This window comes from Caulobacter sp. GW821-FHT05F04 (assembly GCF_059419665.1).
Genome location: NZ_JBWKSF010000006.1, coordinates 278,396 through 299,338, shown reverse-complemented (window position 1 = coordinate 299,338; position 20,943 = coordinate 278,396). Strand labels below are relative to the sequence as shown.

The 20,943-nt window shown below is 66.5% G+C and carries 24 protein-coding genes and 1 tRNA gene; 6 read left to right on the top strand and 19 right to left on the bottom strand.

Annotation, left to right across the window (positions count from 1 at the left end; all coding sequences use genetic code 11):
- Positions 1 to 64: 64 nt before the first annotated feature.
- A complete protein-coding gene (locus AC07R7_RS17560; RefSeq protein ID WP_494636113.1) occupies positions 65 to 1,828 on the top strand; it encodes a class I poly(R)-hydroxyalkanoic acid synthase in 1,764 nt (587 codons plus the stop codon).
- 101 nt (positions 1,829 to 1,929) lie between these two features.
- Positions 1,930 to 2,562 carry a DUF1287 domain-containing protein gene (locus tag AC07R7_RS17555; RefSeq protein WP_494636052.1) on the top strand — a complete coding sequence of 211 codons (633 nt, stop codon included), beginning with the start codon at positions 1,930 to 1,932 and terminating at the stop codon, positions 2,560 to 2,562.
- 6 nt (positions 2,563 to 2,568) lie between these two features.
- On the opposite strand, the gene argC is transcribed toward AC07R7_RS17555, so the two are convergent.
- The 5 genes from argC to AC07R7_RS17530 all read right to left on the bottom strand — a co-directional run bounded on the left by argC (position 2,569) and on the right by AC07R7_RS17530 (position 7,437).
- Entirely contained in the window at positions 2,569 to 3,522 is a 954-nt protein-coding gene (gene argC, locus AC07R7_RS17550) for an N-acetyl-gamma-glutamyl-phosphate reductase (RefSeq protein ID WP_494636051.1), read from the bottom strand.
- A 112-nt stretch (positions 3,523 to 3,634) separates the two neighbouring features.
- Positions 3,635 to 4,108 (bottom strand): 30S ribosomal protein S9, encoded by a 474-nt coding sequence (gene rpsI, locus AC07R7_RS17545; RefSeq protein ID WP_492840062.1) that lies wholly within the window; start codon positions 4,106 to 4,108, stop codon positions 3,635 to 3,637.
- 3 nt (positions 4,109 to 4,111) lie between these two features.
- Positions 4,112 to 4,585 (bottom strand): 50S ribosomal protein L13, encoded by a 474-nt coding sequence (gene rplM, locus AC07R7_RS17540; RefSeq protein ID WP_494636050.1) that lies wholly within the window; start codon positions 4,583 to 4,585, stop codon positions 4,112 to 4,114.
- A 182-nt stretch (positions 4,586 to 4,767) separates the two neighbouring features.
- Positions 4,768 to 6,324 (bottom strand): alkaline phosphatase, encoded by a 1,557-nt coding sequence (locus AC07R7_RS17535; RefSeq protein ID WP_494636049.1) that lies wholly within the window; start codon positions 6,322 to 6,324, stop codon positions 4,768 to 4,770.
- A gap of 81 nt (positions 6,325 to 6,405) precedes the next feature.
- Entirely contained in the window at positions 6,406 to 7,437 is a 1,032-nt protein-coding gene (locus AC07R7_RS17530) for a COX15/CtaA family protein (protein ID WP_494636048.1), read from the bottom strand.
- A 148-nt stretch (positions 7,438 to 7,585) separates the two neighbouring features.
- Here AC07R7_RS17530 and AC07R7_RS17525 point away from each other — a divergent pair, with 148 nt between their 5' ends.
- The gene (locus AC07R7_RS17525; RefSeq protein WP_125158111.1) at positions 7,586 to 7,837 is read left to right on the top strand and encodes a GlsB/YeaQ/YmgE family stress response membrane protein; all 252 of its coding nucleotides are present in this window, start codon (positions 7,586 to 7,588) and stop codon (positions 7,835 to 7,837) included.
- A gap of 8 nt (positions 7,838 to 7,845) precedes the next feature.
- Positions 7,846 to 8,085, top strand: coding sequence for a DUF2842 domain-containing protein (locus tag AC07R7_RS17520; RefSeq protein WP_494636112.1), 240 nt, complete (start codon positions 7,846 to 7,848; stop codon positions 8,083 to 8,085).
- Positions 8,086 to 8,184: 99 nt separating this feature from the next.
- Here the strand turns inward: AC07R7_RS17520 and AC07R7_RS17515 are convergent.
- The 7 genes from AC07R7_RS17515 to AC07R7_RS17485 all read right to left on the bottom strand — a co-directional run bounded on the left by AC07R7_RS17515 (position 8,185) and on the right by AC07R7_RS17485 (position 12,452).
- A tRNA-Pro gene (locus tag AC07R7_RS17515) sits at positions 8,185 to 8,261 on the bottom strand.
- A 62-nt stretch (positions 8,262 to 8,323) separates the two neighbouring features.
- Positions 8,324 to 8,752, bottom strand: coding sequence for a MerR family transcriptional regulator (locus tag AC07R7_RS17510; RefSeq protein ID WP_492884294.1), 429 nt, complete (start codon positions 8,750 to 8,752; stop codon positions 8,324 to 8,326).
- 12 nt (positions 8,753 to 8,764) lie between these two features.
- Positions 8,765 to 9,067 carry an integration host factor subunit alpha gene (locus AC07R7_RS17505; protein ID WP_099578878.1) on the bottom strand — a complete coding sequence of 101 codons (303 nt, stop codon included), beginning with the start codon at positions 9,065 to 9,067 and terminating at the stop codon, positions 8,765 to 8,767.
- A 200-nt stretch (positions 9,068 to 9,267) separates the two neighbouring features.
- The gene (locus tag AC07R7_RS17500) at positions 9,268 to 10,245 is read right to left on the bottom strand and encodes a beta-ketoacyl-ACP synthase III (RefSeq protein ID WP_494636047.1); all 978 of its coding nucleotides are present in this window, start codon (positions 10,243 to 10,245) and stop codon (positions 9,268 to 9,270) included.
- Positions 10,242 to 11,306: a phosphate acyltransferase PlsX gene (plsX, locus tag AC07R7_RS17495; protein WP_492884290.1), complete on the bottom strand. Its 1,065-nt coding sequence runs from the start codon at positions 11,304 to 11,306 to the stop codon at positions 10,242 to 10,244. The genes AC07R7_RS17500 and plsX overlap by 4 nt, the downstream gene beginning before the upstream one ends.
- A 94-nt stretch (positions 11,307 to 11,400) precedes the next feature.
- Positions 11,401 to 11,937, bottom strand: coding sequence for a YceD family protein (locus AC07R7_RS17490; protein WP_494636046.1), 537 nt, complete (start codon positions 11,935 to 11,937; stop codon positions 11,401 to 11,403).
- Complete coding sequence (locus AC07R7_RS17485) at positions 11,922 to 12,452, bottom strand: ubiquinol-cytochrome C chaperone family protein (protein WP_492884286.1); 531 nt, start codon at positions 12,450 to 12,452, stop codon at positions 11,922 to 11,924. The genes AC07R7_RS17490 and AC07R7_RS17485 overlap by 16 nt, the downstream gene beginning before the upstream one ends.
- A 120-nt stretch (positions 12,453 to 12,572) precedes the next feature.
- On the opposite strand from AC07R7_RS17485, the gene AC07R7_RS17480 reads away from it, so the two are divergent.
- Complete coding sequence (locus AC07R7_RS17480) at positions 12,573 to 13,055, top strand: outer membrane protein assembly factor BamE (protein ID WP_492840071.1); 483 nt, start codon at positions 12,573 to 12,575, stop codon at positions 13,053 to 13,055.
- A gap of 365 nt (positions 13,056 to 13,420) precedes the next feature.
- Complete coding sequence (locus tag AC07R7_RS17475) at positions 13,421 to 13,963, top strand: response regulator (protein WP_492840072.1); 543 nt, start codon at positions 13,421 to 13,423, stop codon at positions 13,961 to 13,963.
- Positions 13,964 to 14,045: 82 nt separating this feature from the next.
- Here the strand turns inward: AC07R7_RS17475 and AC07R7_RS17470 are convergent, their stop codons facing one another.
- From AC07R7_RS17470 to glyA, 7 genes are all read right to left on the bottom strand, one after another.
- Positions 14,046 to 16,181 carry a sodium-translocating pyrophosphatase gene (locus tag AC07R7_RS17470; RefSeq protein ID WP_494636045.1) on the bottom strand — a complete coding sequence of 712 codons (2,136 nt, stop codon included), beginning with the start codon at positions 16,179 to 16,181 and terminating at the stop codon, positions 14,046 to 14,048.
- Between the two features lie 245 nt (positions 16,182 to 16,426).
- Entirely contained in the window at positions 16,427 to 16,933 is a 507-nt protein-coding gene (locus AC07R7_RS17465) for a hypothetical protein (protein WP_492884282.1), read from the bottom strand.
- Between the two features lie 69 nt (positions 16,934 to 17,002).
- Positions 17,003 to 18,064: a thiamine-phosphate kinase gene (gene thiL / locus AC07R7_RS17460; RefSeq protein ID WP_492884280.1), complete on the bottom strand. Its 1,062-nt coding sequence runs from the start codon at positions 18,062 to 18,064 to the stop codon at positions 17,003 to 17,005.
- Positions 18,024 to 18,473, bottom strand: a complete 450-nt coding sequence (gene nusB, locus AC07R7_RS17455) for a transcription antitermination factor NusB (RefSeq protein WP_492840076.1) — start codon at positions 18,471 to 18,473, stop codon at positions 18,024 to 18,026. The genes thiL and nusB overlap by 41 nt, the downstream gene beginning before the upstream one ends.
- Positions 18,470 to 18,934, bottom strand: coding sequence for a 6,7-dimethyl-8-ribityllumazine synthase (locus AC07R7_RS17450; protein ID WP_494636044.1), 465 nt, complete (start codon positions 18,932 to 18,934; stop codon positions 18,470 to 18,472). Before AC07R7_RS17450 ends, nusB begins: the two co-directional genes overlap by 4 nt.
- Before the next feature lie 65 nt (positions 18,935 to 18,999).
- Positions 19,000 to 19,473 (bottom strand): transcriptional regulator NrdR, encoded by a 474-nt coding sequence (gene nrdR / locus AC07R7_RS17445; RefSeq protein WP_492840078.1) that lies wholly within the window; start codon positions 19,471 to 19,473, stop codon positions 19,000 to 19,002.
- Positions 19,474 to 19,505: 32 nt separating this feature from the next.
- A complete protein-coding gene (gene glyA, locus AC07R7_RS17440; RefSeq protein WP_492884276.1) occupies positions 19,506 to 20,792 on the bottom strand; it encodes a serine hydroxymethyltransferase in 1,287 nt (428 codons plus the stop codon).
- Between the last annotated feature and the right edge of the window lie 151 nt (positions 20,793 to 20,943).

Sequence of the window (20,943 nt, the reverse complement as noted above, 5' to 3'; positions counted from 1 at the left end):
GGGCGGCCAGACTCCCCCACCCTTCCCGCCGTTCGAAAAGGTGCTCTCCGCCGACCAGCTGAAGATGGTCGAGACCCTCTCGGCCAACCTGGCCCGCGCCGCCGTCACCGCCCAGGGCGCGATCGCCGAAGCCGCGCTGCGCCAGGCCGATCGCCCCGCCGCCCTAACCCCCGACCCGTTTCATGTCGCGCCCGCCCTGAACGAGGTGATGACCCGCCTGGCCGCCCAGCCCGACCGGCTGATGCGGGCTCAGGCCGACCTCTTCAGCCAGTACATGGACCTGTGGCAGTCGACCGCTCGCCGCGCCGCCGGCGAGGCGGTCACCCCCATTGTCGCCCCCGCCGCCGGCGACAAGCGCTTCAACGACCCGGACTGGGCGTCAAACCCGATGTTCGACCTGATGAAGCAGTCGTACCTGCTGTCATCGAACTGGCTGAACGGCCTGATCGCCGAGGTCGAGGGCGTCGATCCTAGCGCCAAGCGCCGGGTCGAGTTCTTCACCAAGATGCTGACCGACGCCTTCTCGCCGTCGAACTTCCTGATCTCCAACCCCGCCGCCCTGCGCGAGGTGGTGCAGACCCAGGGCCAGAGCCTGGTGCGCGGCATGGAGAATTTCGCCGCCGACCTGGAGCGCGGCGGCGGCCAGCTGGCGATCAGCCAGACGGATCTGGCCAAGTTCAAGGTCGGCGAGAACGTCGCCACGGCGCCCGGCAAGGTCGTCTACCAGAACGACATCCTGCAACTGCTGCAGTTCGATCCGACCACGGAAACGGTCTGCGAGATCCCGCTGCTGATCTTCCCGCCGTGGATCAACAAGTTCTACATCATGGACCTGCGGCCCGAGAACTCGATGATCCGCTGGCTGACCGGCCAGGGCTTCACGGTGTTCGTCGCCTCGTGGGTCAATCCGGACCAGAAGCTCGCGGCCAAGACCTTCGAGGACTACATGCTCGAAGGTATCTACGACGCCACTCAACAGGTCATGACCCAGTGCGGCGTCGATCGGGTCAACACGGTCGGCTACTGCATCGGCGGCACCCTGCTGTCGGTCGCCCTGGCCCACATGGCCGCGCGGGGCGACAAGCGGATCAATTCGGCCACCTTCTTCGCCGCCCAGCAGGACTTCGCCGAAGCCGGCGACCTTCTGCTGTTCACCAACGAGGAATGGCTGCAGTCGATCGAGCAGCAGATGGACCAGGCCGGCGGCTTCCTGCCCAGCCAATCGATGGCCGACACCTTCAACGCCCTGCGCGGCAACGACCTGATCTGGTCGTTCTTCGTCAGCAACTATCTGATGGGCAAGGAGCCGCGGCCGTTCGACCTGCTGTTCTGGAACGCCGACCAGACGCGGATGCCCAAGGCGCTGCACCTGTTCTATCTGCGCAACTTCTACAAGGACAACGCCCTGACGACGGGCAAGCTGTCGCTGGGCGGCGAGCGCCTGGACCTGTCGAAAGTGAAGATCCCCATCTACGTCCAGTCGTCCAAGGACGACCACATCGCGCCCTATCGCAGCGTCTATCGCGGGGCCAAGGCGTTCGGCGGCCCCGTGACCTTCACCATGGCCGGTTCGGGCCATATCGCGGGCGTGATCAACCATCCGGACGCCAAGAAGTACCAGCACTGGACCAACGAGAGCCTGCCCGGCGACGTCAGTGAATGGATCGCGGGCGCGCAGGAGCATCCGGGCTCTTGGTGGCCGCACTGGGCGGCCTGGCTGAAGGCGCGCTCGGGCGATCAGGTCCCGGCTCGTGACCCGACCAAGGGCCCTCTGAAGCCGCTGGAGGAAGCGCCGGGCTCGTTCGTCCTGGTCAGGTCCGACGACTAGAGCGCGCGTGTTGGCGCCCAGCGCGTTTTGATCGACGACTGAGGCCTTCAAGACCCACGTTCGCCCAAATGCCGCCGCGATCGTGGCGAAGCTTCCGCGCCATGCTCACGCTGGATCGCCGCACCGTTCTGGGGATGGCCGTCGTCGCGCCCTTCGCGGCGGCGAGCGACGTCAGTCACGCGCTGATTCCCGACGCCGGCCGCAAGCTGGCCGCGGCGGCCCGCCAGCAAGTCGGGGTCACGGTCGACTACGACCCCAGCTACCGCAATATCGGCTATCCCAACGGCGACGTGCTGCGCACCAGCGGCGTCTGTTCCGACGTCCTGATCCGCGCCGCCCGCGACGCCTGGGACATCGACCTGCAGCGGCAGGTGCACGAGGACATGCTCAAGGCCTTCTCGGCCTATCCGTCACGCCGCGAATGGGGTCTGACCAAGCCTGACGCCAATATCGACCACCGGCGGGTGCTGAACCTGGAGACCTTCCTGACGCGGCAAGGCGCCAGCCTGCCCCTGCCCGCCCGGCGCCCCTTCGGCGGCGACGGGTTCGAATCGCCGCTGCCCGGCGACGTCCTGACCTGGCGGCTGGCTGGCGGCCGTCCGCACCTCGGCGTCGTGGTCGACGGCCCGCAGCATGTCCGCGTAACGCACAATATCGGCGAGGGCGTCCGCGAGGAGCCCCTCTGGATGTTCAAGCTGCACAAGCCCGCCGGGCACTATCGCTGGCGGGTATGACGCCGATCAGAGACCGGCGTCTTCCTTGAGGCCTAGCGCGATGTTCATGTTCTGAACGGCCGCGCCCGAAGCGCCCTTGCCCAGATTGTCCAGCAACGCCACCAGACGCGCCTGACCGCTGCTGTCGGAGCCGAATACGAACAGTTTCAGGCGATTGGTGCCGTTCAAGCCTTCCGGGTCCAGGGTCGTCAGGCTCTTGGCTTCCTCGAGCGAGGCGACCTCGACGAATTTCTCGCCCTTGTAGTGCTTGTGAAGGGCGGCGTGGATGTCGCCCAGCGACGGCGCGCCGTTCAGCGTCGAGAAGTGCAGCGGCATCTCGACGAGCATGCCCTGGCGATAGCGGCCGACGGCCGGCATGAAGATCGGCCGGCTCAATAGACCGCCGTGCATCTGCATTTCCGGCACGTGCTTGTGGCCCATCGACAGGCCGTAGATCCGGTACGGGGCCTTGGTGAAGCCTCCGATGCTTTCGTCCTCGAACTCGGCGATCATGGCCTTGCCGCCGCCGCTGTAGCCTGAGACGGCGTTGTACGAGACCGGCAGTTCCGGCGGCAGGATGCCGGCGCTGACCAGCGGCCGCGTCAGGGCGATGGCGCCGGTCGGGTAGCAGCCCGGGTTGGAGATGCGCTTGGCCTTGGCGATCTTGCCGCGCTGCTGCTTGTCCAGTTCGGGGAAACCGTAGGCCCAGCCCTCGGCGGTGCGATAGGCGGTCGAGGCGTCGATGATCACCGTGTTCGGATTGGCGACCAGCGCCACGGCCTCCTTGGCCGCATCGTCGGGCAGGCACAGGATCACGGCGTCGGCGCCGTTCAGCATCTCGCCGCGGGCGTCGGCGTCCTTGCGCTTGTCGGGGTCGATCGAGACCAGCTGCAGGTCGGTGCGGCCGGTCAGGCGCTCGCGGATCTGCAGGCCGGTGGTGCCGGCTTCGCCGTCGATGAAGACCTTGGGGGCGCTGGTCATGCGGACTCCGATCCTGGCTCTAGCCAGAGGAAGCAGAAAACAGAGACAGAAATGAAAAGGGGCGCTTCGGCCTGACCGAAGCGCCCCTTCCCGTAAGACGTAATCGTCGCGATTAGCGCTTCGAGAACTGGAAGCTGCGGCGGGCCTTGGCCTTGCCGTACTTCTTACGCTCGACGACGCGGCTGTCGCGGGTCAGGAAGCCGTGCGGCTTCAGGACCGGGCGCAGGCCGGGTTCGTAGTAGGTCAGAGCCTTGGACAGGCCGTGACGGATGGCGCCGGCTTGACCCGACAGACCCGAGCCTTCGACGGTCACGATGACGTCGAATTGACCCAGACGGTCGGTCACTTCCAGCGGCTGGGCGATCATCATGCGCAGCACCGGACGGGCGAAGTAGACTTCCTGGTCACGACCATTGATCGTGATCGAGCCCTTGCCCGGCTTGATCCAGACGCGAGCGATCGCGTTCTTGCGCTTGCCGGTCGCGTACGAGCGGCCTTGGGCGTCGATCTTGGGTTCGACCGGAGCGGCAGCTTCCGGGTTGCTGGACAGGCTGGCCAGCGCTTCAAAGCCTTGTGCGTCGGTCATGGCTTAGAGGCTCCGGGTGTTCTTGGCGTTGCGGGCCGCGAAGTCGACGACTTCAGGGCTTTGCGCTTGGTGCGGGTGCTCGCCGTTGTTGTAGATGAGCAGGTGCGTGAGCTGCTTGCGAGCCAGCGGGCTCTCCTTCGGCAGCATGCGCTCGACGGCCTTCTCCAGGACGCGTTCCGGGAACTTGCCGCCCAGCACCTTGCGCGGGGTGGTTTCCTTGACGCCGCCCGGGTGACCGGTGTGACGGTAGTACACCTTGTCGTCCATCTTCTTGCCGGTGAACCTCACCTTGTCGGCGTTGATGACGACGACGAAGTCACCGCAATCGACGTGCGGGGTGTAGTCAGGACGGTGCTTGCCGCGAAGACGCATGGCGATGAACGTCGCCAGACGGCCGACAACGGCGTCCTGGGCGTCGACCACGATCCACTTCTTCTCGACCTCGGCCGGCTTCAACGAAGCCGTGATCTTTTGCATGGGATTGATCCGTAATTTCTAGGCGTCCGACCCCGAGAAATCCGGTTTCGTCCGTGTGAGGCGCGGCATGTACGGGAGGGTTCGCGCGCTGTCAACAATGCGGAAGCAAGAAAGTACACAAACCCTTACTTTACAAAGGCTTGCGTGATACGGTATTCAGATACCGTATCACGCGATCTTCCCTAGCCGCGCTTGAACCACGATTTCTTGGTCTTGGGCGCCTCGGCCGACGGGGCGGCGGCAGGCGCGATCGCCGGGGCGTCGAAGCCGAAGGCGTGGCGCATGACCTGGAAGATGTAGCTTTCCTCGACCACGCCGCGCAGCAGGAAGGCCTGCGGGCCGTCGGCGAACACCCCCACGTCCTCGCCGGCGTGGGCGGCGCTGGCGAGGTTCACCGTGGCCTGCTGGTGATAGTCGACGTCGTCCAGGTCTTCCTTGGCCGGGTCGTTACGCGTGTTGTTGCCCGTCGGCCCGCCCGGGCCGGTGGCGAACATCAGGGTCGTATAGGCCTTGCCATCGCCGGCGATGGCGGGGTCGCCCTCGTTGCCGGCCATGCCCAGGATCGGCGAATTGCGGACGGCGTAGCCTGAGATCACCAGACCGTGGCTGTGGTCGGCGGTGACGACGACCAGGGTGTCCTTAAGGTCGACCTTGGCCAGCACGGCGGCGATGGCCTTGGAGAACTCGACCGTCTCGCTGAGCGTGCGCTTGGCGTTGCCCAGGTGGCTGCCCATGTCGATCTTGCCGCCCTCGACCATCAGGAAGTAGCCGTTCGGGTTCTTGGACAGGACGTCGACGGCCGAGGTCGCCATCTCGGCCAGGGTCGGGACGCCCTGCCCCAGCACCGCGCGCTCCACCTCGTACGGCAAGTGCTCGGGCGCGAAGAGGCCCAGCACATGCTTGGTGTCGGCCGGGATGGCCTTCAGCTGGTCGGCGGTGACGACATAGGACGAGCCCGCGCCTTCGGCCTTCAGCCACTCGGCGGTCAGGTCGCGGCCGTCGGCGCGCTTGCCGTCCTTGTCCTCGGGCAGGAAGCGCGAGCGGCCGCCGCCCATGACGACGTCCAGCCGCAGGGCGTCCGGAGCCTCGATCAACTGGCGGGCGATGTCCTTGCAACCGGCCCGGATAGCCTCGACCGGCATGTCGCCATCGCCTTCCCAATCGCGATAGGCGGTGTGGGCGTAGGCGCCGGCCGGGGTGGCGTGAGTGACGCGGGTGGTGGTGACGACGCCGGCGGCCTTGCCGCGCGCCTTGGCCAGCTCGGCCAGGGTGTCGACGCCATTGCCCTTCTCGGTCTCGCACTTCTCGCCGAGCGCCGCGCCGGTCAGGCCGATGATCTTGTTGCGGGTCTTCACGCCGGTCATGATCGCGGTGATGCCGGCGGCGCTGTCGGTGACCTGGGTGTCGTGGCTGTAGGTCTTGGACAGCGCCGAATAGGCCAGCTTCTCGAAGGCCAGCGAATTGGACTCGCCGTCGACGCCCTTCAGCTGGCCGTCATAGATGCGGCCAGCCGTGACCGTCGAGATGCCCATGCCGTCGCCCAGGAACAGGATGACGTTCTTGGCCTTGCCCGTGTTCGGGACCACGGCGATCTGCTTGGCCAGGGCGGCCTCGCCGGCCTTGTAGTACGCGTCAGCGGCGCTGACGGCGGCGTTCGGGGTCTCGATAGGATTCTGGGCGAAGGCGAGAGCGGGAATGGCGACGGACGCGACCAGCGCGAGAACAAGGGGGCGGATCAAGGCCAAGCTCCATGAGGAATCGGCCCGATTTGCGCCTGGCGTGTGACAGTTGTTCGGGGACTTTGTTTCAGCCGCCGAGATTCAAGGCCTGCGCACCCGCCACGCGAAGACGGTCGCCGTCGCCAGTAGCACGGCGGCGCCGGCCTGGTGCAGCACGCCCAACGCGATCGGCACGCTGGCCATCAGGGTCCAGATCCCCAGGCCCGCCTGCAGGGTGACCACGACCGCCACCGTCAAGGCCGCGGCCTTGCTGCCCGCCGCCAGCGGACGGTCGCGCCGCGCCAGGAAGGCGATCGCCAGGCCGGCCGCGAACAGGGCGTAGGCCATCAGCCGGTGGTGCAACTGCACGGCGCCCTGGCTGTGCGCCAGCGTGCCCCACAAACCCTTGCCCAGATATTCGGCCGGGAAGAAGCCGCCGTTCATCAGCGGCCAGTCGTTATAGACGAGGCCCGCGTCGTTGCCGGCGACCAGCGCGCCCAGCAGGCTCTGGAAGAACACCGCGCCCAGGAAGGCCAAGGCCCAGCCACGCCAGGCCGAGCGCTCCTCGACCCGCGGCGAGCCATTCCAGGCGTCCAGCGCGGTCCAGATCAAGACGACGAACAGGGCCAGCGCCAGGCCCAGGTGGGTCATCAGCCGCTCGGGCGCGACCGAGACCCGCTCGGAGAGACCGCTGGAGACCATCCACCAGCCGACCAGCCCTTGCAGGCCGCCCAGGCCCAGCATGACGGCGCAGCGCCAGATCAGGCGACGCGGAATGTCGCGGCGGATCAGGAAGACAGCGAACGGGATGGCGAACGCCACGCCCACGGTCCGGCCCAGCAGGCGGTGCGCCCACTCCCACCAGAAGATGCCCTTGTACCCTTCCAGGGTCATGTCCGGGTTCACCAGCTGGAACTGGGGGATTTTCTTGTAGAGTTCGAAACTCTCGCGCCAGGCCTGCTCGGACAGGGGCGGCAACGCGCCCATGATCGGCTTCCACTGGGTGATCGAAAGGCCCGAGTCGGTCAGGCGGGTCGCGCCGCCCACGACCACCATGGCGAACACCATGGCGGCGACGATGAAAAGCCAGATCGCGACGGGGCGCGAACGGTCGGAACGCAGGAAGGACGTCATGGGGCCTGAAAAGCGTCACTACTGGGCCGAAATGCGGCGAGACCTCCCTACGCCCGACGCTGGCCCGCATCAATGTTTCTGTGGCTCGGCATGACGGCGCCGCGGGTTCGTGCGAGAAACAAGCGTCTTGGGCGAGGCGGAGAGAACAATGAGCGGCATGGGCGTATTCGCGGCGGCGGTGATCGGCATCCTCGCCGGCTGGATCGCCGACATCGTGCTGGGTCGCCACCACTCGCTGTTCATCAAGCTCTTGATCGGCGTGATCGGCTCGTTCATCGGAGCCTTCATCGCCTCGCGCATCGATCTGCACCTGGCCGGCTTCGTCGGCGAGCTGATCGTCTCCAGCGTGGGCGCGATCCTGTTCCTGGCCGTGCTCGGCCTCTTCCGGAGAACCGCGTGAGCGCTCCCATGATCCCGGCCCGCCAGATCCCCGCAAGAGTGCGCAAGCTGATCGGCGCGTTCGCCGTGATGGCGGTCCTGTTCGCCTGGATCTGGGCCTTCACCAGCCTCTACGACCACCTGCCGCGGAACCGCTTCGTGCACCTCGTCTACTTCGTGGTCCTGGGCATGGGCTGGGTGCTGCCGGTGATCCCGCTGATCTCGTGGATGGGCAAGGCCGACAAGCCGCTGGATGTGGGCCAAAGATAGTTGGGGGCCAGCGTTGATCCCGGAACGAAAAAGGCCGCCCCGAAGGGCGGCCTTTCGTCTTCCGCCCAATTCCCGAAGGAAAAGGGTTCCCGAAGGAAATGGTCGGAGCGACAGGATTTGAACCTGCGACCCCTTGACCCCCAGTCAAGTGCGCTACCAGGCTGCGCCACGCTCCGACGGAAGAGGCGCTCTTATAGGCGCCGCTCCCCCATTGGGCAACAGCGATTTCGGACGAAATTCACCCCCTGACGAGAAGACCGTCCAGGCGTGATTTGATGGCCGTCAGGTCGTCCAGCGCGAAGGCCAGACGATCGCGCGCATGCGCGTCGAGACGCTTGGCGGGCGCATCCGAAATCTCATAGTCGAAATTGGGATCCAGGCTGGCGGAGCCGTTCGAGCCTATGCCGGCGGCGATCACCTGGGCCAAGCCCTGATCGCGGTGCAGCTTCTGCACGCCTTTGATAGTCAGGCCTTCGCTGTGCAGCAGGGTGCGGACGCCGTTCAGCACGGCCACGTCCTGCGGGCGATAGAAGCGCCGCCCGCCGGCCCGTTTCATCGGGCGAATAAAGGAGAACTTGGTTTCCCAGAAGCGCAGCACGTGCTGCGGCACGCCCAGCTCATCGGCGGCCTCTGAAATCGTGCGGAAGGCGTTCGGCCCCTTCGCCACCGCATCGATTCCCTAGTCGCCCAAGGCGCGGTCGATTCGCGCCTTCATGACCTGGGAGGCGCGGAAGCCGATCACCCGACGGGGTTCGATCTCGGCCGGTTCGCCAGTCTTGGGATTGCGCCCCATGCGGGCGCGCTTGGCGCGGACCTGAAAGACGCCGAAACCGGAAAGCTTGACCGTCTCGCCCTCTTCGAGCGCCTCGGCCACGAGATCCAGGGTGCGCTCGACCAGGCCGGCGCAGTCCTGACGGGTCAATCCGACCTCTTCATGGACCGCCTCACACAGGTCGGCCCGGGTCAAAGTAGCGCCCTTCATGCAACCCCCTTCACGCGTATCTTGGCGGTCAGAAAGACCACCTCCGATGGAGCACTCGCGGCGAACCTGAGTATGCCGCGACCGCCCTCAACGGACCGCGCCCAAAATTCACCGACGACCTCATGCCGTGATTATCGCATGAAGTCAAAGGCTCAACGTCAGGAGTTCATGCCCGACGAGAAGATCGCGCAAGCTGCGCCTTAAAGGCGCAGAACGCAGGCGCCCCAGGTCAGGCCGCCGCCCATGGCTTCCAGCAGCAGCAGATCGCCTTTCTTGATTCGACCGTCCTTCACGCCGTGCGCGAGGGCCAGCGGGATCGAGGCGGCCGAGGTGTTGGCGTGGGTCGCGACCGTCGAGATCACCTTTTCCTCGTCGATGCCGCAACGGTGGGCGACGCCGGCGAGGATGCGCTGGTTGGCCTGGTGCGGGATGAACCAGTCGACGTCCGCCACCGCGACGCCGGCATTGGCGGCGGCCGCGTGGATGGCTTCGGAGATGTTGATCACGGCATGCTTGAAGACCTGGTTGCCCAGCATCCGCAGCTTGCCGACCGTGCCGGTCGTCGAGACGCCGCCGTCGACATAGAGCAGGTCCTGTTTGGTCCCGTCGGCGCGCAAGGCGAAGCCCAGCAGGCCTTGGTCGCCGGTGGTCCCCTCGCCTTCCTTCGGCTCGAGGACGACCGCGCCGGCGCCGTCGCCGAACAGCACGCAGGTGCCGCGGTCGCTCCAGTCCATCAGGCGTGTCATGGTCTCGGCGCCGATCACCAGGGCGCACTTAGCGTGACCGCGCGCGACAAAGCCGTCGGCGACGCTCAGGGCGTAGACGAAGCCCGAGCAGACGGCCTGGACGTCGAAGGCGATGCCGACGGGCGCGCCCAGCTTGCGCTGAACGATGGTGGCGACGGCGGGAAAGGTCAGGTCGGCCGTGGTGGTGGCCACGATGATCAGATCGACGTCGGCGGCGGACTTGCCAGCGGCCTGCAGGGCCTCCTTGGCGGCCTCGACAGCCAGATCCGAGACCGGCTGGTCGTCGGCGGCCTGGTGGCGCTGGTGGATACCGGTGCGCTCGACGATCCAGGCGTCGCTGGTGTCAACGAACTTGGCCAGGTCATCATTGGTCACGATCTTCGGCGGCAGATACGCGCCGACGCCAGTCACTGCACTGCGAGTTACGCTCACTCGGCCGCTCCCTGCCCCTGCTCCGGGGCTTCGCTCTTGGCCGCCACGGCGGTCAGACGCTTCAGATTTCTATCGACCTCGGCGCGGAAATCGCTGCGTGCGAGGTTGGTGGCGACCCGGACGGCCGCGGCGAAGCCGTTGGCGTCCGCGCCGCCGTGGCTCTTGACCACGATTCCATTGAGACCCAGCAACGGGGCTCCGTTCACCCGGCTCGGATCCAGCCGCTGGCGCATTTTCTTCAGCGCGCCGGAGGCGATCAGGGCGCCGAGCATGGCCATCGGTCCGGAGGTCAGGGTGGCCCTGATCTCGTTCGAGAAGAACCGCGCCATGCCCTCGGCGGTCTTCAGGGCCACATTACCGGTGAAGCCGTCCGTGACGACGACGTCAACCGTGCCGTACGCGATGTCATTGCCCTCGACGAAGCCGTGATAGTCGAAATCGAGCTTGGTATCGCGCAGGACGGCGTGAGCCTCCCGGACCTCCTCGTGGCCCTTCTCGTCCTCGGAACCGACGTTCAGCAGCCCTACGGTCGGGCGCTTGGAGCCATGCACGGCGTGGTGGAAGGCCGCGCCCATGATCGCGAACTCGACCAGCTGGGCCGCGTCACTCTCGACATTGGCGCCGACGTCCAGGACCGTTGTCACGCCCTTCATGTTGGGCCAGTTGGCGACGATGGCCGGGCGCTCCAGGTCCGCGCCCATGCGCAGGATCAGCTTGGAGATCGCCATCAGGGCGCCGGTGTTGCCGGCCGAGACGCAGGCCTGGGCCTGATTCTCGCGCAACGCCTCGATGGCGTTCCACATCGACGAGCCCTTGCCCCGGCGCATGGCCTGGGCGGGCTTTTCGTCCATGCCGATGGCCTTGTCGGTGTGGCGCACCTCGCTCACGCTCTTGGCGGAGGGATGCTTGGCCAGTTCAGCCTCGACCTTCGCGCCGTCGCCATGCAGCAGGAACCGCACACCCGGGAGCGCCTGGGCCGCTTGCGCGACGCCGGGCACGACGATGGAGGGGCCGTGGTCGCCGCCCATGGCGTCGACCGAGATGACTACGGATTGGGACACGTGGCGCTGTGAGCTCCGAGAGGCGGTCTCGCCGGGCGGCGGACGATACATCCGCGTGAATATCACGCAAGCGGTCGAGTCGGGCGCTTTCGCCCTACTCGCTGTCGCCTCTGAGGCCCTTTAGCGCCGCGAACGGGGAAAGTTCGACCGGCTCGGGCGGTTGGACGAACACCGCGCCCGGCTTGCGGGGGAACGGATCCAGTTCCAGGGCCAAGTGCTCGATCACGTAACCCGAGACGTCGATCTTGTCGCCGTCCAGCACGTCCGGCGGATCGTCGGCGTCCGGGTCGACGCCCAGGTCGCCGCTGTCCTCGTCCTGCGGTGCGTTCTTGCTGTTGGCCGGCAGAACGCGCAAGTCGAAGCGCGCGTCGATCGGCGTTTCGAAGTCGTCGGCCGTCGCGCTGCAGGTCTGGACCACGCGGGCGCGCAAGATGCCCGAGACCTCGGCCCCGTCCAGCCACGAGGTCAGGAACACCTCGGCGCTCAGTTCTTCCAGGCTCACCAGATCCAGTTGCTTGGCGATCGCCTTGCGCTGGTCGGCCGAGGGTTCCAGGCGCAGCTTGACGGCGCCACGGTCGACCTGGGCCAGCGAAATCTCACACGGCCAGGGCGCGGTCACGGGTTCGGCCATGTCACGTCTCCTTGTAGCAGGCCCTGCAGCGGCTGTTCCGCCAGGGCTTCGCGCGTCTTGATCACATAGGCGGCCAGGGCCGCGATGTCGCCCTCGCCGCGCTCCTCGAATGCGGTGCGGGCCAGGAAGCCGGTCATGCCCGCGAGATCCGGCAGGGTGGCGACGGCTTCGTCATAGGCCTTCAGACGGCCGTAGAAGGCACCGGCCAGCTTCTTCATCTTCTTGCCGACCGCCGTGTCCGACACGCCGATCTCGCGGAAGGCGTCGTCCAGACCCTTCACATACGAGTCGAAAACCGCCTGCGAGGTCTCCGCCGCCGCGTCGCCCTGCCCCTTCAGTCGCTCGATCAGGAAGATCACATGCAGGCTGAAGAGTTCAAAGCGGCCTTCCATCGAGTCGCGGACGCCGAAGTCACGATAAAAGATCGCGGACCGCGCCTGAGCCACCGCGCCCGCATAGAGCTTGGCTCCCGCCGCCTTGGCGGGCCTGGGCTTGAGCCACCGATCCAGAAACATGAAACGCCTCGATTTCGCCGCGACATCCCGCTAGACGCGGGGTCCGCTTTCACGCGGGCATTGAACTAAGCTCCCGCGGGCGATAGGTCAAAGTCTGCATTTTTCCGGTTCGGAGCCTTGATGTCTCGCCCCGCCGTTTTCGCCGCCGCCATTCTGGGCCTGGCGATCGCCACGTCCGCCTGTACGCCGCTGACCAGCTACTCCGGCTTTCAGGCCATCGAGGCCAAGCCCGCCGACATGAAGGTCGGCGAGGACAGCAAGTCGACCCTGATGGAAAAGCTGGGTTCGCCGTCGGCGGTTTCGACCTTCGACAACAACACCTGGTACTACATCTCGCAGACGACCGACCGTGTGGCCTTCTACATGCCGCGCGTGATCAAGCGCGACGTCGTAGCCATCAAATTCAACCAGGCCGACGAAAAGGTCGCCTCGGTGAACACCTATACGCTGAAGGACGGCAAGGTCATCGCCTACAACGGCCGTGAGACTCCGACCCGCGGCCGCGAGATGACCATCCTCGAACAGCTGCTCGGCAACGTCGGTCGCGGCGGCATGCTCCCGCAGGACGACGAGGCCCCGGGCCAGCGCCCCGGCGGTCGCTAGGGCATTTTCCGACGGAGTGGCCGCCGGCTCGCCGTCGAAAAAATGCGTAAGAGCAGGAAACTGGAGCAGTTCACCGATCCAGTCGGATCGGAAAGCGCTCCAGAGTAAGTCGACAGCTCGACAGATCAAGAAAGCCGTCCACTGCAAGGTGGGCGGCTTTTTCGCGCGCCAGACGCCGAACCCCGCGCCGCCGCCCGACACGGTAAAGTAAATTTCTCCGATTTACTGTGAATTCGATATTCACCGTCCCAATTCGGATAGAATACTCACCCCTAAACACTTCATAAACCCAAAACGGGTCACACTCGACTCAAGCCACCCAAGTCGTGGCGTGGCGAATTCTCGACGACGGTGGGAGACGCACTGTGGAAGGCATGGACCTTCGTGACGTATCGGTGCTTCTGGTCGACGACAACGCGAACATGCGCAAGCTCGTGGCCGAAATCCTGAAGGCCGCCGGCGTTCGCAGGATCCGCGAGGCCGGCGATGGCCTCGACGCGCTCAAGATCTTTCAGACGCAAGAGATCGACATCGTCTTCACCGACCTGATGATGCATCCGGTCGACGGCCTGGCCTTCATCCGCTGGATCCGCACATCGAGCGCCAGCCCCAATCCGTACGTGCCGATCATCATGATGACCGGCCACGCCACCCAGCGCACGCTGACCGCCGCGCGCATGGCCGGCGTCACCGAGTTCCTGGCCAAGCCACTAACCGCGCGCGGGGTCATGCACCGGATCAACGAGATCGTGAACAACCCCAGACCGTTCGTGCGGGCCAGCGAGTATTTCGGCCCCTGTCGGCGTCGCCGGATCGACCATGAATTCTCCGGCGTCGAACGCCGGGGAGGCCAGCCGGACGAGATCACGGACGCCCTGTCCCAGATGGACCCCGAGGACGTGTACTGAGGTCCTCGACGGCAGGCCCCGAAGACAAAAACGCCCCGGAGGAAACTCCGGGGCGTTCCAGTTTCAGGCTGCTCTCGAAAGATTAGCCGTGGGCCAGCACCGCCAGCAGCAGCAGGGCCACGATGTTGGTGATCTTGATCATCGGGTTCACGGCCGGACCCGAGGTGTCCTTGTAGGGGTCGCCGACGGTGTCGCCGGTGACGGCGGCCTTGTGGGTGTCGCCGCCCTTGGTGTGCAGGACGCCATTCTTGTCGGTGAAGCCTTCTTCGATGACCTTCTTGGCGTTGTCCCAGGCGCCGCCGCCGCTGGTCATCGAGATGGCGACGAACAGGCCGGTGACGATCACGCCCATCAGCATGGCGCCCAACGAGGCGAACGCGTCGACCTTGCCGGCGATGGCCTTGATCACGAAGAACAGCACCACCGGCGAGACGACCGGCAGCAGGCTGGGCACGATCATCTCGCGGATGGCCGCCTTGGTCAGGATGTCCACGGCCTTGCCGTACTCGGGCTTGACCTCGCCGGTCATGATGCCCGGGTTCTCGCGGAACTGACGACGCACCTCGGCGACGACCGACTCGGCCGCGCGACCGACGGCGGTCATCGCCATGCCGCCGAACAGGAACGGCAGCAGGCCGCCGAACAGCAGGCCGACCACGACATAGGGGTTCGACAGGTCGAAGGTCACCGGCCCCATGCCGTCGAAGAAGCTGCCCGGCGTCGCATTGGCCGAGAAGAACTTCAGGTCCTCGGTATAGGCGGCGAACAGCACCAGGGCGCCCAGTCCGGCCGAACCGATGGCGTAGCCCTTGGTCACGGCCTTGGTGGTGTTGCCCACGGCGTCCAGCGCGTCGGTGGTGACGCGGACTTCCGGCGGCAGGCCCGCCATCTCGGCGATGCCGCCGGCGTTGTCGGTGACCGGACCGAAGGCGTCCAGGGCGACGATGAAGCCGGCCAGCGACAGCATGGTCGTGGTGGCGATGGCGATGCCGAACAGACCCGCCAGATTATAGGTCACCAGGATGCCGACGATGATGGTCAGGGCCGGCAGGGCCGTGGATTCCAGCGACATGGCCAGACCCTGGATCACGTTCGTGCCGTGACCCGAGACCGACGCCTGCGCCACCGACTTCACCGGGCGGAAGTTGGTGCCCGTGTAGTACTCGGTGATCATGACGATGGCGGCGGTGACCGCCAGACCGACCAAGCCGCAATAGAACAGGCCATCGGCGGTATAGGTGCGCGCGGCCGTCACGACCGGAGCCGGGATCAAGTCGTGCAGCACGTACCAGACGGCCGGGATCGACAGCAGGCCCGTCACGATCAGGCCCTTGTAGAGGGCCCCCATGATGTTCTGGCTCTTGCCCAGGCGAACGAAGAACGCGCCGATGATCGAGGTGACGATGCAGACCGCGCAGATGGCCAGCGGCAGCAGCATCATGGCGCCCACGGCTTCCGTGCCACGGAAGAAGATGGCGGCCAGGACCATGGTGGCGACCGTGGTCACCGCATAGGTCTCGAACAGGTCGGCGGCCATGCCGGCGCAGTCGCCGACATTGTCGCCGACGTTGTCGGCGATGGTGGCGGCGTTGCGGGGGTCATCCTCCGGGATGCCGGCTTCCACCTTGCCCACCAGATCGCCGCCCACGTCGGCGCCCTTGGTGAAGATGCCGCCGCCCAGACGGGCGAAGATCGAGATCAACGAGGCGCCGAAGCCCAGGGCGACCAGGGCGTCGACGACGCCGCGGCCGGTTGGTTCCAGGCCCAGCGGGCCCGTCAGCACCCAGTAGTAGCCCGCCACGCCCAGCAGAGCGAAGCCAGCCACCAGCATGCCGGTGATGGCGCCGGAGGTGAAGGCCAGCGACAGCCCCCTGGCCAGCCCCTCGGAAGCGGCCTGGGCCGTGCGGACGTTGGCGCGGACCGAGATCAGCATGCCCGCGAAGCCGGCCGCGCCCGAAAGCACGGAGCCGACGAGGAAGCCCAGAGCGGCCCACTGGCCGATCAGCAGGTAGACGGCGACGAGAATGACCGCGCCAACGACCGAGATAGTGAGGTACTGCCGACGCAGGTAGGCTTGCGCCCCTTCCTGGATCGCCGCGGCGATCTCCTGCATCCTCGCATTGCCGGGCGACGCCCGCATCAGACTGGCCGTCTGCACGGCGCCGTACAGCACCGCCAGCAGCCCGGCCCCGATGGCCAGATAAAGCCAAAGACTCATTAGGTTCTTCGCCCCTTCGCGCTTCCAATCACGAGGGGGATGCCGGTCCCGGCGGCTGGAGGTAATGACGCACGTCAAACCGCCGCCCGGATCGACGGGCGGGCCTTTGGCCTCGTGCCCCCTCGATGCTCCCAAAATGACAGCCGAACGGCGTCATCCGAAAGAGACTGTCAGATGGTCGGGGGGCGCGCAACCCGCGTCGGCGCAAGCCTTTGCAGCGGCAAAGCTTGGCGCGGGGCATGGAATCAGGGGTGCAGTTCGCCCTGGCCGACCGGCTTGGCGGCGCTGGATTTGGGCGGCATCAGCTGCTGGCGGGGGATCTGCTTGACGATCTCGACCGAGGCGACCTTGCCCTTGCCCATCAGTACGCCGCATTGGCTCAGAACGAAGCTGGTCAGGCGCGGACCGTCGACCTCCTTCCAGGTGTCGGCGCGCGTGAACGGAGTCTTGTAGGCGGCGCGTACGATCGCATCGCGCAGCATCGGCTCCTGGTCCTTCAGGGCCGCGGCGTCGGCGCCCTCCTTCAGCTTCAGGGTCATGGCGACGAAGACGTAGTTGACGATCCGGCCGTTGGCGATGATCGGAATGGTCATCGAGCCCAGCTTGTACGTCGGGTCGAGCGCCTGGCCCTCGCCCTCCTTCTTCTCCTTCTTGCCGCTATTGGCGAAGGCCGGCGCGGCCCCGATGGCGAAGGGGGCGGCGAAGGCGGCCGCGAGCAGGATACGGCGCGAGGGTGTGGCAAGATCGATCATGGCCATCATCCATAACCGACAGGGCTTGATATTGACCTAACCGGCTCCTTGCAGGGGCCTCGGGCGGGATCAGCCGTGCAGCCAGCCCAGGCGCGAAGGTGTAACGTCGCGACCCTTGTAGTAGGCCGAGACCCCCTCGCCTTCCACGAACTCGCCGATCTCGCTGACCTTCACGCCGGCCGCGGCGGCGGCGACGCGGAAGTTCCAGGCCTCGCTGGGATCGACGGCGCAGACGATCTCATAGTCGTCGCCGCCGGAAGCCAGCGAGATACGACCCTCGACCTGCTCTGGCTGCTGGTCCAGCCAGGCCTGACCGCCCGGCGACAGCGGCAGGCGCTCCAGGTCGACGCGCACGCGGCAGCCGCTGGCCTTGGCGATATGGGCGCTGTCGGCCAGCAGGCCGTCGGAGACGTCGGCGGCGGCCTTGGCGTGGACGCGCATCGCCTCGCGCAGGGTGACGCGCGGTTCGGGCTGGCGATAGCGGCGCAGCATGGCGCCGTCGGCGTCGACCACCTCGCCCCACTGGGCCAGGAGACCCAGCCAGCCATCGCCGATCGTGCCGGAGACCATCAGGCGGTCCCCCGGCTTGGCGCCGCGTCGCAGGATGGCCCCGCCCTCGGGAACCCAGCCCAGCAAAGTGGCCGAAACGACCAGCGGACCCGAGGTGGTGACCGTGTCGCCGCCCAGCAGCGACATGTCGAACAGCGCGCCGTCCTCGGCCAGACCCCGGGCGAAGGTCTCGCGCGAGGTGACGTCGGAGCCCGAGGGCCAGCCGATGGCCAGGAAATAGCCGTAGGGTTCGGCCGCCTTGGCCGCCAAGTCGGAGAGATTGGTGCGCAGCAGCTTGCGCGCGACGACGTCCAGGGCCTCGTCGGCCAGAAAGTGCACGCCGGCCACCATGGCGTCCTTGGTGATCACCAGGTCGTAGCCAGGACGCGACGGCAGCACGGCCGCGTCGTCCAGCAGGTCCAGCGCCGCCGGGTCGCCGCGCGTCAGCGGACGCAGCAGGCGCGCGATGTGGTCGAATTCCGTCGGGGGCGCCTCCGCCGCGGCGGGCGCGGCGTCATCGTCAGCGAACCAGTCGTCTTCGTCAGTCTCGTGCATCACGGGCGATCGCGTCGAGGGCGCCATTGATGAAGCCTGACTCGGGACCCTCAAAAAAGGATTTAGCGATCTCGACATACTCGTTGATGACGACTTCGGTCGGAACGTCCGGCCGGTACATCAATTCGTAGGCGCCGGCTCGCAGCACGGCGCGGGCCGTAGCGTCCAGGCGCTCCAGGCGCCAGCCCGAGGCCAGGCGCTTGACGATGCCCTGGTCGATCTTGGACTGGTTGGTCACCACGCCCTTGGCCAGTTCGGCGAAGAAGGTCTCGTCGGCGGCGGCCAGGCGCTCGCCCTCGACATCGCGGTCGAAGCGGTGCTCGCCGAACTCGCGCACCACGGCGTCGACGCCCGCGCCCGAGACTTCCATCTGGTACAGGGCCTGGACGGCGGCGAGACGCGCCACCGAGCGCGGTTGGATGCGGTTGCCGCTCATCGGGCCTGTCCCAGCAGTTGACGCTTCAGGGCGATGGTCTCGAGGCAGGCCTTGGCGGCCGAACCGCCGCGGTCGCCTTCGCTGACCCGAGCTCGGGTCAAGGCCTGGGCCTCGTCGTCGACGGCCAGGACGCCGAAGCCGATCGCCAGCCGCTTGCCGATGCCCAGATCCTGCAGGCCGCGGGCGGTTTCATTGGCGACCAGTTCGAAATGGTAGGTCTCGCCCCGGATGACCGCGCCGAGCGCGACATAGCCTTCGTAGCGCACGCCCACGGGGCGGCGAGCCGCGTCCTCGGCCATGGCGATGACCGTCGGGATCTGCAGGGCGCTGGAGACGGTGATCACGTCGTATTCCGCGCCCTGGGCCTCGATCGCCTGCACGGCTCCGCGCAGCAGCTCGTCGGAGATCCCCGAATGGCTTCGGCCCTCTACGATCAGCAAGCGGATGTTGTCTTCAACCATCTAGCTTCGAATCTCCACGGCCGCGCTTGCCGCGCGCACACAAACACACATCAGGGATTAACGAACTATAGCTCTTCTTCGACGCTGTCGCTCAGACCTTCTTCGGTCAGGAACTTGGCGAAGTCGCTGGTTTCCTTGAAATCCCGATAGACGGAGGCGTAACGGACATAGGCGACGTCATCGAGCGATTTCAACGCCTTCATGACCATTTCGCCCACCGTCGAGGACGGGAGCTCGGTCTCGCCCATGCTTTCCAGCTGCCGGACGATGCCGTTGATCATGCGCTCGACGCGCTCGGCCTCGACGGGGCGCTTCTGGGTGGCCAGGGCGATCGAACGCACCAGCTTGTCGCGATCGAACGGCGAGCGCCGGCCCGAACGCTTCAGGATGATCAGCTCGCGCAGTTGCACGCGCTCGAACGTGGTGAAGCGACCGCCGCACTCGGGGCACATGCGGCGACGGCGGATGGCCGCGCCGTCTTCAGACGGGCGGCTGTCCTTAACCTGGCTTTCGGCGTGTCCGCAGAAGGGGCAGCGCATGATGTGGCCCCTCCCGCGGCGCCTAGACCATATTAGTTGTAGATCGGGAAGCGGGCCGTCAAGGCCAGCACTTCCTCGCGGACCTTACCCTCGACCTCGGCGTTGCCTTCCGGACCGTTGGCGGCCAGGCCGTTGACCACTTCGCCGATCAGCTCGCCCACGCGGGTGAACTCGGCTTCCTTGAAGCCGCGCGTGGTGCCGGCCGGCGTGCCCAGGCGAACGCCCGAGGTGATCGTGAACGGCGCGGTGTCGAACGGCACGCCGTTCTTGTTGCAGGTCATGTGGGCGCGCTCGAGGCTGTGCTCGGTGTCCCGGCCTGTCACGCCCTTCGGACGCAGGTCGACCAACATCAGGTGGCTGTCGGTGCCGCCCGAGACGATGTTGACGCCTGACTTCAGCAGGGCTTCCGACAGCGCCTTGGCGTTGGCGATGATCTGCCGGGCATAGTCCTTGAACGCCGGCTGCAGCGCTTCGCCGAAGGCCACGGCCTTGGCGGCGATGACGTGCTCCAGCGGACCGCCTTGCAGGCCCGGGAAAACGGCCGAATTGACCTTCTTGATGATGGCTTCGTCGTTGGTCAGCACCATGCCGCCACGCGGGCCGCGAAGGGTCTTGTGAGTGGTGGTGGTGACGACGTGGGCGTGGGGGACCGGGCTCGGGAACACGCCGCCGGCCACCAGGCCGGCGAAGTGGGCCATGTCGACCATCAGATAGGCGCCGACGCTGTCGGCGATCTGACGGAAGCGGGCGAAGTCGATTTCGCGACTATAGGCGCTGCCGCCGGCGATGATCAGCTTGGGCTTCTCGCGTTCGGCCACCTCGGCGACGTTGTCGTAGTCGATCAGTTGGTCCTGCTGGCGCACGGTGTAGGACACCGGCTTGAACCACTTGCCCGACTGATTGGCGGGCGAGCCGTGGGTCAGGTGGCCGCCGGCGGCCAGGTCCATGCCCAGGAAGCTGTCGCCCGGCTGCAGCAGAGCCATGAACACCGCCTGGTTGGCCTGCGAACCCGAGTGCGGCTGGACGTTGGCGAAACCGGCGCCGAACAGCGACTTGGCGCGTTCGATGGCGATCGTCTCGATCTCGTCGACATATTCGCAGCCGCCGTAGTAGCGCTTGCCCGGATAACCCTCCGCGTATTTGTTGGTCAGGATCGAGCCCTGGGCCTCCAACACCGCCTTCGAGACGATGTTCTCCGAGGCGATCAGCTCGATCTGGTTCTGCTGACGGTCCAGCTCGCGACCGATGCGGTCGAAGATGTCCTTGTCCGCGGTGGCGAGGTCGGCGCCGAAAAAGGCGCTGGTGTTGGCTTGGGTCATTTCGCTCTCCGGGCGTTTGGGGGAGTCGGCAGAGGCGCCCTCTTTAACGGGATAGGCGCGGCGATCAATGTAGGAACCGCATCCTGTTTTGTGCGTTGCCGTCCTGCAGGGCGGTGCTCAACCCCCGCGGAGTTCCAACGACAACAACGGG